Origin of the sequence: Oceanirhabdus seepicola, assembly GCF_023684385.1 — a bacterium.
In the GTDB taxonomy this organism is placed as follows: Bacteria; Bacillota; Clostridia; order Clostridiales; family Clostridiaceae; genus Oceanirhabdus; species Oceanirhabdus seepicola.
On record NZ_JAGSOJ010000001.1, the window covers coordinates 100,542 to 114,483 of the forward strand.

General features: G+C 30.3%; 12 protein-coding genes. 5 read left to right on the forward strand and 7 right to left on the reverse strand.

All coding sequences use genetic code 11. The annotated features are described in order from the left end of the window. Positions 1 to 4 precede the first annotated feature (4 nt). Positions 5 to 760: a response regulator transcription factor gene (locus KDK92_RS00500; protein WP_250857060.1), complete on the reverse strand. Its 756-nt coding sequence runs from the start codon at positions 758 to 760 to the stop codon at positions 5 to 7. Positions 761 to 1,008: 248 nt separating this feature from the next. Here KDK92_RS00500 and KDK92_RS00505 point away from each other — a divergent pair, with 248 nt between their 5' ends. From KDK92_RS00505 to KDK92_RS00520, 4 genes are all read left to right on the forward strand, one after another. Continuing rightward, entirely contained in the window at positions 1,009 to 3,114 is a 2,106-nt protein-coding gene (locus KDK92_RS00505) for an efflux RND transporter permease subunit (protein WP_250857061.1), read from the forward strand. Continuing rightward, complete coding sequence (locus tag KDK92_RS00510; RefSeq protein ID WP_250857062.1) at positions 3,104 to 4,753, forward strand: hypothetical protein; 1,650 nt, start codon at positions 3,104 to 3,106, stop codon at positions 4,751 to 4,753. Before KDK92_RS00505 ends, KDK92_RS00510 begins: the two co-directional genes overlap by 11 nt. A gap of 43 nt (positions 4,754 to 4,796) precedes the next feature. After that, positions 4,797 to 5,582 (forward strand): sulfite exporter TauE/SafE family protein, encoded by a 786-nt coding sequence (locus KDK92_RS00515; protein ID WP_250857063.1) that lies wholly within the window; start codon positions 4,797 to 4,799, stop codon positions 5,580 to 5,582. Positions 5,583 to 5,798: 216 nt separating this feature from the next. Next, positions 5,799 to 6,269, forward strand: coding sequence for a hypothetical protein (locus KDK92_RS00520; protein ID WP_250857064.1), 471 nt, complete (start codon positions 5,799 to 5,801; stop codon positions 6,267 to 6,269). A gap of 299 nt (positions 6,270 to 6,568) precedes the next feature. Here the strand turns inward: KDK92_RS00520 and tnpB are convergent, their stop codons facing one another. After that, positions 6,569 to 7,666 carry an IS200/IS605 family element RNA-guided endonuclease TnpB gene (tnpB, locus tag KDK92_RS00525; RefSeq protein WP_276575844.1) on the reverse strand — a complete coding sequence of 366 codons (1,098 nt, stop codon included), beginning with the start codon at positions 7,664 to 7,666 and terminating at the stop codon, positions 6,569 to 6,571. Between the two features lie 300 nt (positions 7,667 to 7,966). Between tnpB and KDK92_RS00530 the strand changes: the two genes are divergently transcribed. Further along, entirely contained in the window at positions 7,967 to 8,827 is an 861-nt protein-coding gene (locus KDK92_RS00530) for a DegV family protein (protein ID WP_250857065.1), read from the forward strand. A 225-nt stretch (positions 8,828 to 9,052) separates the two neighbouring features. Here the strand turns inward: KDK92_RS00530 and KDK92_RS00535 are convergent, their stop codons facing one another. The 5 genes from KDK92_RS00535 to KDK92_RS00555 all read right to left on the reverse strand — a co-directional run bounded on the left by KDK92_RS00535 (position 9,053) and on the right by KDK92_RS00555 (position 13,939). Then, positions 9,053 to 10,003 (reverse strand): DegV family protein, encoded by a 951-nt coding sequence (locus tag KDK92_RS00535; protein ID WP_250857066.1) that lies wholly within the window; start codon positions 10,001 to 10,003, stop codon positions 9,053 to 9,055. A gap of 358 nt (positions 10,004 to 10,361) precedes the next feature. Beyond that, entirely contained in the window at positions 10,362 to 11,993 is a 1,632-nt protein-coding gene (gene pruA / locus KDK92_RS00540) for an L-glutamate gamma-semialdehyde dehydrogenase (protein WP_250857067.1), read from the reverse strand. 32 nt (positions 11,994 to 12,025) lie between these two features. Continuing rightward, positions 12,026 to 13,174 (reverse strand): NAD(P)/FAD-dependent oxidoreductase, encoded by a 1,149-nt coding sequence (locus KDK92_RS00545; RefSeq protein WP_250857068.1) that lies wholly within the window; start codon positions 13,172 to 13,174, stop codon positions 12,026 to 12,028. Then, positions 13,167 to 13,448, reverse strand: coding sequence for a (2Fe-2S)-binding protein (locus KDK92_RS00550; RefSeq protein ID WP_250857069.1), 282 nt, complete (start codon positions 13,446 to 13,448; stop codon positions 13,167 to 13,169). The genes KDK92_RS00545 and KDK92_RS00550 overlap by 8 nt, the downstream gene beginning before the upstream one ends. Further along, positions 13,448 to 13,939, reverse strand: a complete 492-nt coding sequence (locus tag KDK92_RS00555; RefSeq protein WP_250857070.1) for a 4Fe-4S binding protein — start codon at positions 13,937 to 13,939, stop codon at positions 13,448 to 13,450. Before KDK92_RS00555 ends, KDK92_RS00550 begins: the two co-directional genes overlap by 1 nt. Between the last annotated feature and the right edge of the window lie 3 nt (positions 13,940 to 13,942).

Sequence of the window (13,942 nt, forward strand, 5' to 3'; positions counted from 1 at the left end):
TAAACTATGACTCCTTTCTATAAGCACTTGGGGTCATACCAGTGATTTTTTTAAATTGTTTAGTAAAGTAACAATAATCACTATACCCACATTTTGCAGCAATTGATGATATTGAGTCTTTAGTTGATGATAACAGTAAACAGGCTTTCTCAATCCTTAACTCTAAAACATATTCTGTGAAATTTTTCCCTAAGGTTCTCTTAATTAAATCGCTAATATATGTGGGATTATAGAAAAACTTATCTGCTATATCTGGTAAAGATAATTGATTTGTATAATTGTCTTGAATATATGTCAATATCTCTTTAAATTTATCATTATCCTTATTATCATTTAAAGTTACTTCATCTTCACATACTTCTTTAATATATCCATGAGAAAATTTTCCTTTTATCTTTAAAATTAAATTGGACATAATATTTCTCAATTCATCTTTATCTATGGGCTTCAATAGGTAATAAAATGCATTATATTTCATTGCATCCTGAACGTATTCAAAATCACTATACCCGCTTATTACAACAAATTCACTATTTATCCCTTTTACCCTAACCCTCTTCATAAGCTCTATACCTGAAACATCACCCATGTTAATATCAGTAAAAACAATCTCTGGCTTATTAGCTAATATGTATTCATATGCTTCTTCTGGATCATATGATACTAAATCAACTCTAGCACCAAACTTTTCCCATCTGCAACTTCTTTCAATACCTTTTGCAATCAAAGGTTCATCATCAACAATAACTATAGAATACATTTTAACACCTGCCCATCCTATGATTTACTAATAGTATACTCAATTAATCATACCTATACAATCACTTAACCCTATTAATAATGATCATCTAAAAATATTCCTATTTTCATCTAAAAATATTCCTATAGACAAATCAAATATAAAAATCCTCCTGTTTTCATCTAAAAATATTACTATAAACAAATGTCCAAAGAAAATATACTTGTATTCATGACTTACATTTAAAAAACATGTTGAGAGGTGAAATAATGCAAAAGATTAGTGAATTTATTGTTAATCATACCAAATCTATAATCACAATTTTTCTTATTTTAATGTTAGTAGGTGGATTATTATCAACAGGCGTAGGGTTAAATCTTGATAATACATTTTATCTTCCAGACCATATGAACTCGAAGGAAGCTGTAATTAAACTTGATGAAGAATTTGGAATGAAAGGTACTGCAAATCTTTTAATAAAAAATAAGGATATCTATGAAATTGTACAAATAAAAGATAAAATTTCAAGGATTGATGGTGTAAAGGATGTCATTTGGCTTGACGATTTTACAGATATTAATCTACCAAGTGAATTTATTGATGACAATTACATAGAGCAATTTTATAAAGATGATAATGCTTTATTACAAATAATATTTGCAGATATTAACGAAAGTAAAGAAACATATGATGCACTTGAAGAAATTGAAAAACTGCTTAATGAGGGAGATTATTTAGCTGGTACCTCTGTAATATCAAGAAACATGGTATCAAGATCTGGTGATGAAATTAAAATCTACTCTGCAGTAGCTATTGTTTTGGTTTTGATTATTTTACTTACTTCCACTTCTTCTTGGTTAGAACCTTTTATTTTCTTACTAACCATAGGAGTTTCTATACTTATGAATATGGGCCTTAATATTATAGCCGGAGAGGTTTCTCAAGTTACTTACTCTGCAGCTAGTATATTACAATTTGCAGTATCTATGGATTACATGATTTTCCTTCTACACAGATTTCATGATGAAAGACATAAAGGTACTCCAATAAAAGAAGCAATGATTAATAGCATTATGTTGTCATATAAATCAATAGTTGCCAGTGCCATAACTACAATTGCTGGTTTTATAGCTCTATCCTTTATGGATTTTGGAATTGGTAAAGATCTAGGTCTTGTACTAGCTAGAGGGGTTTTTCTAAGTTTAATTACTGTTTTAACTTTTTTACCTGCAATTGTATTAGTACTTGATAAATGGATTGAAAGATTTTCACATAAGGAACTTTCTCCAAAGTTTAATATAGTTTCTAAGATATCCAGTAAAGGACGATATATTTCTGTGATTTTTGTATTCCTATTTGCAGGATTATTCTACTTAGCTCAAAACAATATAACTTACTATTATTCAAATTCCAATAGTTTACCAAATGATGACAGTGCATTTATTGCACAACAACAGATTGATGGGATTTACGGTTCGAAAAATCAAAATATAATTCTTGTTCCTAATTCAGACAAGTTGAAAGAAGTTGAATTAGTTAAAGAACTAAAAGCATTACCGTATGTTGAAGATGCATCAAGTTTATATTCACAACTAGGTACAGAAATGCCTGAAATTATGATACCTGAAAATCTAAAGACTAACTTTACCAGTGATAATTTTTCAATGATTACACTTAATCTTAACACTGGAAAAGAAGATGAGAAAGCCTTTGCTGCTGTTGAAGACATAAGGACTATCATCAGCGAATATTATAATGAATATTATGTTGCTGGAGAAGCTTTTTCTTATAAGGATTTAAAAGATGTTACTGACAGTGATTTTACTAAAACAAATATTTTATCAACACTTTTCATTATTATTATTCTAGGTATAACTTTTAAATCTATTTCTATTCCAGTTATAGCTGTATTTATTATACAAACATCTATATGGATAAATGTTGGTACTGCATACTTTTCAGATACACCTTTGAGCTTTATTAGTTTTGTAATTATTGGTGCTATTCAATTAGGAGCAACTGTTGATTATGCGATACTTTACGTAAACAGATATAAAGAAAATCTAGTGGATATGCCTCCATTAAAAGCAGCCGGTGAAACTATTAAAAATACAGCAAAATCAATTATTACTAGTGGTAGTATTTTAGTAGCTGCAACATTTAGTATTTATTTAATTGCATCTATGAAAACAGCCTCTGAATTATGTTTATTAATAGGTAGAGGAGCAATAATAAGCATGATAAGTGTTTTATTTGCCCTTCCTGGTTTCTTAGTAATTTTTGAGCCTATCATTAAATGGACATCAATTCAGTGGCCTACAAATATAAAAAATAAAACAACAAAAGATATGAGAGGTGTTAGTAATGAAATTTAAATCAAATAAAATCACATGTATAATAATGTCTACAATTATTCTTTTTTCTAATGTTATTAGTGTCCAAGCTGAAAATACTTCTCTAAAAATCAATAAAGATGAAACCGTATATACTACGCTTAATCATGATGGTTCTGTTCAAAATATTAACCTTGTAAATCGTCTTTTCAATATTGAAGATACTACAACTATTGATTTTGGAACATATTTAGAAGTAAATCCATTAAGAAAAGCAGAACTTTTAGAGATAAGTAATAATAAAATAATTTGGGATACTTCTGATTATATTAGTAATGATTTTTATTATGAAGGCATTATTGAAAAAGAGCTCCCTATTATTGTAGATATAAATTACTTCTTTAATGGAGATAAAGTCGAAGCTTCGCAGTTAGCAGGAAAAACAGGTGAAATTAAAATAACATTTAATGTGAATCAAAACCCTGAATGTGATGAAGCATATAAAGACATCTTTATGACACAAATTCAATTAATGTTAGATTTAGATAGTACAAAAATATTGAGTTCTGTTAATTCAGTTAATACAGTTACAGGCAAATACTCAACATTAGCTTATACAGTTCTACCAAATGAAGACAAAACCTTTGAACTTGTCTTAGATTCTAAGAATTTTGAACTACAACCAATAAATATTGCTTTAGTTTCCACTGAAATGAATTTAGAAAGTTTAGATGAGCTTATTGATGGTTTAGATGATATGAAAGATGGTATGACTGAACTAACTGATGGCACGAAAAAACTGCAAAATGGTATGGTTGATCTAGTATCCGGAGTTGATGACTTAAATAATGGAGTTGAAGAGTTATCAAATGGTGCTTCAGACTTGTCTTCCGGTATGGGTGATTATGAAAATGGACTTTTGGAATTCAAAACTGGTATAGACTCAATTGCCAGTGGTGTTACTGATACTACTAATGGTTTAAATAATATTAATGAACAAAGCTCTATGCTAGAAGATGGTTACACCAAGCTATATTCAGGTCTTGAAGAACTTGTTGATGGTCATGCTCAATTAACTTTAATCGCTAACAATCTGTTAAATAGCGATGATCCAAATTTACAAGCTTTAGCAGAAGGAATAATTTCTGAAAATAAAGCACTTGAAGAATTAACTATAGGATTTGAAATGTCTAACCAAGGATTAAATGCATATACAACTGGTCTTAATAACTTAACCTCTGGTATTAATTCACTAAATGAAGGAATGTCAGCTTTACCTTCAGGTATGGAGGGGTTAGTTACTGGATATGGAAAACTATATGATGGTTATAAAAGTATTAATAAAGGTTTATTCGAAACTAAAAATGGTATTAATGAAATGTATAATAAGATAGATACTTTACCATCTGATGTGACTAAGTTAGTAGATGGACAAGAAAAAATAGCAGATGGAGTTGGAGAACTTAATGAAAAATTAAGCGAATCATTATTAGATACTGATAATAAAAAGGTTCTTTCTTTTGCTGACAGTAACATTGCAATTCATTCATTACAATTCATGATGAAAACACCTGACATAAAAATAGAAAATAGCCTGAATGATAGTTCAAACGATATTAGAGAAGATGACAAACCATGGTACGAAAATATTTGGAATAAGTTAACTGCTTTATTTCATTAAACTAAATATCATTGACTAGTTTTAGATATAGAAGGAGGATTATATGAGCATTATTTCCATAATAGTTATCTTGATTGCTGGTTGGGGTGCAGGATTAGTAACAGGTTTAGTTGGTGCCTCAGCAGCTGTAATAGTAACACCAATGTTAGTAACATTTTTGGGATACCCCGCCTATACAGCAATTGGTATAAGCCTAGCAACAGACGTTTTCGCATCTTCTGCATCAGCTAGAACCTATTATAAACATGGGAATATTGATATAAAAAATGGTATTTCCATGGCGATTATGGCCGTAGTTGGAGCCATAATTGGAAGCTTAATTTCAAAGTATATACCTGATAATGCCCTTGGTGGTGGTTCAGGTTTTGTAACTTTGATAATGGGTATTCAATTTATTAGAACTCCTATGAATGTGAAAATTAAAAGGTTTAAAGAAAAATTTGATTTAGCCTTTTTTGATGATAAAAAAGTATTAGCTTCAATCTTATTTGGAACTTTAATTGGTCTAATCTGCGGAATAGTTGGTGCTGGTGGCGGAATAATGATTCTTTTCATACTTACATTTATATTAGGATACGATATGAAAACAGCTGTTGGAACATCAGTTTTAATTATGGCTTGTACTGCTTTATCAGGTTCAATAGGACATTTCATACATTCAGGTTTTCCAATAAAAGAAATAGCTATTGCATCTATAGGTGGATTAATAGGCGCTAGAATGGCTTCAAAATTTGCAAATCTAGCATCTGAAGAAAAGCTATCAAAAATAGTAGGAATTGTATTTATAGTATTAGGCTCTATAATGACAGTTCAGAAAATCATTTTTTAATATAGTTATTTATTAGACTCTGTTAGATATTATTGTTAGTGCAACTTCATTTTAGGCTTTATAACTATAAAGATAATAAGATATCATTGATTATTAACACATGGTAATATATAATAATAGTAAAAATGGAGATATTTTGAATCTAAATTCATTTGTCCCCAAAATTATTACTAAAATCCTTTATAAGGAAAAACATAAACTTACCGGAGGTTAATTATGGAACATTTAGCATACTGTGATGCTAAGGCAAAGGTATTATCAAAAATTTTAGATGGAACAAAAACAATGATCATTCGTGGTGCTGCCGGTAGAAAGTTACCATACGGCAGAGTTTTTGAAGGTGAAACTCTTTATTTTATAGAAAACAATGGTGATGGATTAATAAAAGCTAAAGCAACTGTTAAAAGTGTATTTAATTCCGATAAAATGACAAAGGAACAATCAATTGAAGTTGTAGATAATCATCAAGATAAACTTAATCTATCAAATGCTCAAACAAAAAGATGGGCAGGGAAAAAGTATCTGTGTCTAGTAGAAATAGAAAACGTGTCACCAATTGAGCCATTTATTCTTGACCGTCAAAAAAATATGGATGACTGGATAACAGTAGAAGATATTAATTCCATCATTAAAAAGGATGATAACACTATGACCGAATATAAAGCAGTAAGGTTCACCGATAAATAATTGTTCATTTACTAAAGCACCTTTTGGGATAATTTTATCCAAAAGGTGCTTGATTTATTTATAGCATCTTGCACTAATAACTCTGATTATTAACCTTATATTGGATTATTGGAAATTTATTTCAAATAATTCAACAATATTTAATAATCAACTATACAGGACAAAGTGAACTCTCCCTTCACTTGCTCACGCTGAAGTGGGGGGCTTCTTGGTATATCCAAGAACTTTTCCTGCTTCACAGATTTCGCAATCTACTTTCTCCACAGGCTATCCCCGTAAGACCTACGGTTCTTAGTTTTTTAGGCTATTTCTAACAAGCCTTGTTTTAGTATATTCATACTAGCATTTATATCCCTATCATGAATAGTGTTGCATTTAGGGCATTCCCATTCTCTTATATGAAGTGGCATTTCTTCCAAAACATACCCACAATTATTGCAGATCTTAGAAGATGGATACCACCTATCTATTTTATGAATTTTTCTTCCACACCATTTTGCCTTATACTCTAGCATTGTAACAAATTTATACCAACTTACATCTGAAATACTTTGTGCTAATTTATCATTCTTCATCATATTTTTAACTGCTAAATCTTCAAGAACTATAACTTGGTTTTCGTATGCAATTCTTTTAGATAACTTATGAATGAAGTCTAATCTTTGATTAGCTACACGTTCATGAAGTCTTGCGACTTTGACTCTTTGTTTATTCCAATTGTTACTTCCTTTTTGTTTACTACTTAATTTTCTTTGTTCTTTTGCCAATTTATTTAATGATTTTTTTAGATATTTAAGGTTTTCTATCTTTTCACCATTTGATAATATCGCAAAATGACATAATCCTAGGTCTATACCAATATTTTGAGTAACTTTTTCTAATAGCTCTATTTCTGTTTCAACACATATAGATACAAAATATTTACCACTTGGAGTTTTAGAAACAGTGGCATTTATTATTCTACCTTCAACATATCTATGAATTTTTGTTTTAACCCATTTCAATTTTGGTAGTTTTATTTTATCTTTTTTTATGTCTATATTATTATTAACGAAATTACTTGTATATGCTTTATAGTTGTCTCTTTTACTTTTGAATTTCGGTCTGTCAGCTCTACCATGAAAAAAATTTTTGAAAGCATTATCAAGATTTCTAAGTGTCATTTGTAGTGATGTACTATCAATTTCTTTAAGCCATACAAATTCTTTTTTCATACTTGGCAACAAATTTTGTTGTTCTGTATATTTCACACATCTTTTTTCGTCCTTATATACTTCATTTTTTTGATTTAAGAAATGGTTATATATAAATCTTGAACAACCAAAAGATTTCTCAATTAATTCTATTTGTTTTTTATTTGGATATAATCTGAATTTGTATGCTTTGTTGATTTTCATTACGTTCACTACCTTTACTCTTCGTATGACATCTTAATGAAACCTCAAGAACGTTTATTCTTATTATTTCACATTAATAATTTTTTATCCAAGTAAAAGTGTTAAGATTACACATTCATCTCCCACTTATAGAAGATGAGAGACTTCTGCTAGTTACGTTAAAGATTCAATAGATCAAGTGAAAAAACTAAAGACTGCAATACATTTATAAAAGAAATTTTAATAATTTTTGAGAAATTGTAGAAACTATAAGTTATGTATCAAATAAAGTTAATTCTATACAATAAGGAGATATATAAAATGTCAATTAAAATTATAGCTGATAGTGCTTCTGATTTACCTAAAGAATTTTATGATTCCTATAACATAGATATGCTTCCTTTATTAGTTTACGTGGATGCTAAGGAATATAGAGACGGAGTAGATATTCACTCATCTGAATTGTTCGAATATATGAAAGATGGTGGTATCCCAACCACAGCTCAAGTGCCATATTCAGTATTTGATAGTAAGTTTAGAAAATTAGCTGAAGAAGGTGGTTCTTATATCTATATTGCATTCTCCTCAGAATTATCAGGTACTTATCACACAGCAAAACTTGTAGAAAGTGAAGTAAAAAAAGATTATCCAGATTTTGATTTACACATTATAGACTCCGAAAGTGCTACCCTAGGATTAGGCCTCATAATCTTAAAAGCTATAAAGATGTCAAATGAAGGATGTTCGAAAGAAGAAATTCTACAAACTATTAAATTTTATATAAATCACATGGAGCATATTTTCACAGTAGATAATCTTGATTACTTATATAGAGGTGGTCGTATTTCAAGAACAGCCGCATTAATGGGAAGTTTACTCAATATTAAACCGCTATTAGAAGTTAATGAAGGAAAATTAATCCCTATAGAAAAAATTAGAGGTAAAAAAAGAGCACTAAAGAAGCTCATTGATATTGTAGATGAGAGAGGGGCCAACCTACAAGAACAGATAATTGGTCTAAACCATGCAGACAATTTAGAAACAGTTAATTACATTAAAAATATTCTTCAAGAAAAATACGGTATCAAAGAATTTATTATTAATAATGTTGGGAGTGCAATAGGCTCTCATACTGGTCCAGGGTTTCTTGGCATATATTTTTTAAATAAATTACAGGAATAATATTTAACCTATTGTAACTTATTCAAAAAAAATGAAATAAGTACTTTTGATTTAAAAACAGATTACAAATGGTACCTTATTCAATGAAAATTTAGTGGACGAGCTACAAAACTCAGGTAATGTAATGCCTATGTTTTCACTTGAAGGATGGAAATAAGACACAGATTCAAGAATGAGATTGGCTTTTTCAAAAATTAAGGAATACCTATTTGGTATCCCTTAACTTTAATTATGCTCTTTTAATTTACCTAATATATCATTTTTCATTTCCATTAAATCATTAAACTCATTTATAAATAAACCGTCTCGCTTATGTCCTTTTTCAACAAAGAACATTGAAATTCCACCTAATCCAACGTGAGTACCAACAGAAACTCCCATCTGCATGATGAATATATCACCAGTAAACTCTGTTTCCTCTTTGATTTTAAGTTTTAAGGTTTCAGCAACTTGTATGTCAGATGTATAACCCACTATGATAAAGTCGGTAACCTCACTGTCATTTCTTTTATTAAACTCATCAATATAGTGTTTAAGAACTTTTTTACGGCCTCTTTCTTTAGCTACAATTGAGCCTTTTCCTTTTCTCATTGACATTATGGGTTTAATCTTTAAAATCTTTCCAATAAATGCACTGGCATTTGTAAGTCTACCACTTTTAATTAAATTATCTAAATCATCTACTGCAAGGAAGTGCTTTACACTAGTCTTATATGTTTCATTAAACTTTATTAATTCTTCATAGGTAGCGCCTTGTTCTCGTAATTTAGCGCTTTTTAATATTAACCAACCACTTCCGTGACTCATACTCTTTGAATCTACAACATGGATCTTAATATCTGAGTTTGGATTTTCCTCATAGAACATATCCTTAGCCATTACACCAGAATAATACGCGCCACTTGTTCCGCTTGACATGCAGATACATAATATCTCAGTATATCCTTCTTTTACTGCCTCATTTATGATTTTCAAATATTCATTTGGACTCGGCATTGCAGTTGTTACATCCTTCAAACTCTTAATCATACTATAAAATTCATCAGGTTGAATATCTATTTTATCTCTGTATGGCTTTCCTTCAATGTTTATCGTTAAAGGTGCTACACCAATATTATATTTTTCAATTATCTCCTGAGATAAATCACAAGTTGAGTCAGCCATAATTTTTATCATAAATAACCTCCAAGATTTTTATAAGCTTATATTTCTATTTTTTATCAATATTTTCATAATACTACTAAGTAAATATACCATGATTTTAAGTATTATGGAAGAAACTAATTATTATTCATATATTATTTCAAAGTTTAACTTATCATTAATAATTTTTTATAGCATCCTTTATCATTAATTTTTTGTTCATTTAAAAGCTTTCAGCTTCACTGAAAGGTATCATAATTTGTTCTTTTTTCTCTATTCTTTATTATTTGTATGTAGGTATTTATTAATGCAAAGCAAGAACTTCCAGTGTATGCAATGAATTGATAATCTTTGCTTAAACTGGAAGTTCAATAAGAAAATTATTTACTTTTTATTTTTCATCCATAAATTTATATCTATAATCTTTAGGTGGATTAAATGTTTCTTTTATAGTCATTGGATTCATCCATCTTAATAAATTAAGCTTACTTCCCGCTTTATCATTAGTACCAGAAGCTCTACCACCTCCAAATGGTTGTTGTCCAACAACAGCACCTGTTGGCTTATCATTAATATAGAAGTTACCAGCTGAGTGTAATAATTTTTCTTTCATATGAACAACTGCTTTTCTATCATTTGCAAATATCGCTCCTGTTAGTCCATATGGAGATGTTGTATTACATAAATCTAATGTTTCTTCTAATTTATCATCTTCATAAATATAGATTGTTAAAACAGGTCCGAAAATTTCTTCCTTCATTGATTTGAATTTAGGGTCTGAAGTAACTATTACTGTTGGCTCTATAAAGAATCCTATGGAATCATCATATTCACCACCGCATATAATTTCTGCATCTGAAGACTCTTTAGCATATTCAATGTATGAGCTTATCTTATCAAAGGATTTTTTATCAATTACTGCATTCATGAAGTTTGTAAAATCCTCTACGTCCCCAACTTTTATAGTTGAGATTTCATTTAAAAGCTTATTTTCCATCTTACTCCATACACTACTTGGAATATATGCTCGTGAAGCTGCAGAGCATTTCTGTCCCTGATATTCGAAAGCTCCTCTTAACAATGCAATAGTCAATGCCTCAGAATCAGCAGAAGGATGAGCAAATATAAAATCCTTTCCTCCTGTTTCCCCTACTAATCTAGGGTAAACTTTATATCTATTTAAATTCTCCCCAATCTTTTTCCATAAACCTTGAAATACTTTAGTAGACCCGGTGAAGTGAATTCCAGCTAACTCTTGACTATCTAATACAATATCTCCAATTTCTTTTCCATAACCAGGTATAAAGTTTATTACACCATCAGGCATCCCAGCTTCCCTCAATAACTCCATTAGGAAATAGTTAGAATATACAGCTGTTGAAGCTGGTTTCCATAGTGCAACATTTCCTGCCATTACAGGAGCTATAGGAAGATTGCCTGCTATAGAAGTAAAGTTAAATGGGGTTATTGCGAAAATAAATCCCTCTAGTGGTCTGTACTCTAGTTTGTTCCAGAAATCTTTTGTTGACATAGGTTGATCACTGTAAATTTCAGTTAAATAGTAGGCATTAAATCTTAAGAAATCTATCAATTCACATGCAGAATCAATTTCAGCTTGAAAAGCATTTTTACTCTGACAAAGCATTGTTGATGCGTTAATAATATCACGCCAAGGTCCAGCTAATAATTCAGCAGCCTTTAAGAATATTGATACTCTATGCTCCCAAGGAATTCTTTCCCACTCTTTTTTTGCTTCCATTGCAGATTCAATAGCCATTTTTATTTCTTTTTCCCCTGCAATATGATATGTTGCTAATACATGTTGTTTATTGTGAGGTATAATACAACTTCCAATTCTTTCAGTATATATTTCTTTACCACCTATGATTAAAGGTATCTCAATAGGTTTTGATTTTAATTCTTGTAATTTTAATTTTAGACTTTCTCTTTCACGACTTCCAGGACCATAAGATTTTATTGGCTCATTTTCTGGCTTTCTAACTTTAAAATATGCATTTTGCATTTCTTTCACCTCATTAAATTTATTTTATATGGCTACACAACTGATGGTTCTAAAACTAATTCCCCTCTTTCAAATCTATCTTTATCCAGCGTACTTACATCAATAGTTGTTTTTTCTCCAAGAATTTGTTCAGCTAATAACAATCCAGTCATTGGGGCTAACATAAATCCATGTCCACTATACCCAATAGCTTGGTAGAATCCTTCTATTTCTTTAACTGGACCAAGTATTGGTTGTTTATCTGGAGTAATATTATATAATCCAGCCCATTGTCTGATTACTCTTAATTTCCCTAAAGGAGGTAGTAGCTCTGTTACGGTCTTGGACATTTCATCTAGAAATTGCCAGCTTGAAGTTGTTCTAAAATCTTTAAGCTCATTAGAGTCACCTCTTCCCATTATGAAAGAGCCATGAGGTGTTTGCTGACAATAAATATTAAGGGAAAAAGACATAACCATAGGCTTCTGTATTGGTGCTACAGGCTCTGTTACTAAAATTTGATGTCTTTCAGAATATACTGGTAGTTCAACTCCTACCATATTTCCAATTTCCTTAGAATATCCCCCAGCAGCATTAACAACAACTTCTGTAAAAATTTCACCTTTATTAGTTATCACAGATTCAATTTTATTATTCTTTGTTTTTATCCCTGTTACTTCAGTATCAGTATAAATACTAACACCTAATCTCTTTGCAGCTTTTGCGTAAGCATCTGTAACTAGAAATGGATTAAGATGTCCATCTTTTGAACAATAAGTAGCACTAATTATTTTTTCTGTATTTAAATAAGGAACAATTGTCTTTGCTTCCTTGGATGTAATATAATCAACTGGAATACCTAAGCTCTTTTGGAGCCTAACATTTTTCTTAAATTGCTCATCCTCTTTAGTAGTAGATGCAACTATCAAATATCCCTCCTGCTTAAACTCAATATCTCTATCATACTGGAGTTCTTCCTTCGCAGTTTCGAAAAACTTTACGCTCTCTTTAGCCAATCTACAATTCATAATAGTTCCCCACTGCTGTCTTACTCCAGCACCACATCTTCCTGTTGCTCCACTAGCTAGGTAATTCTTTTCGATTACTGAAATATTTTTCTTCCCTTTTTTTGCAAGATTATAAGCAATTGAGCAACCAATTATTCCACCACCAATAATCACTACATCAGCAGATCTATTCATGCTTCTCATCTCCATTTGCTATATCTTCAAGTTTTATTGCCTTTGCAGGTGGTCTATTAATAGATATTTCTATATTCCCCATTTTATTATCAGTAAACTTAGCTATTTCTCTTTGAATTAAACCACCACAAGTTTTTCCTTGGCATGGGCCCATTCCTGCCCTTGAAATTCTTTTTATTTCTTCAACAGTTAAGTATCCTTCATTAAGTAATTCTCTTATCTCCTTTAAAGTTATATCTGAGCATCTACATATTATAGTATTGTTTTCATCCATTAAAGATCCTCCACTTGTATATTTCTAAATTCATGAATATATTTTTTATTTACTGACACTTGAATAATAGGTGTTTTATCATATATTTTTAAATTCATCACTTTCACAACTTTAGCCTCAGTGATATATTCTCCCTTTCTATTTAACCCCTTAACTATGTCCCCTTCCTTAGGTAATGGTAAAAACTCATAAGGTATTTTAAAAAGCATTTCATCCTGAGAATATGTTTTATCTACTACCATTATCGCCAAACCAGGACACGCACTAATACACATGGTACATCCATTACATAATTCATGATCAATAACTGGTGTATTAGTAATATCCTCCATACCTTTAATTGCATTCCTTTTACATGCATCTGAACATGGATTACAAGGAATTTTCTCATAACACTCTATAATTGCAACAGATCCTTTATTTAATCTGTCTTCACTTGGGAATACTCCCTTAATATGATTTTCAGTAGGTACTCCTGTCTTTTTCAGCACGCT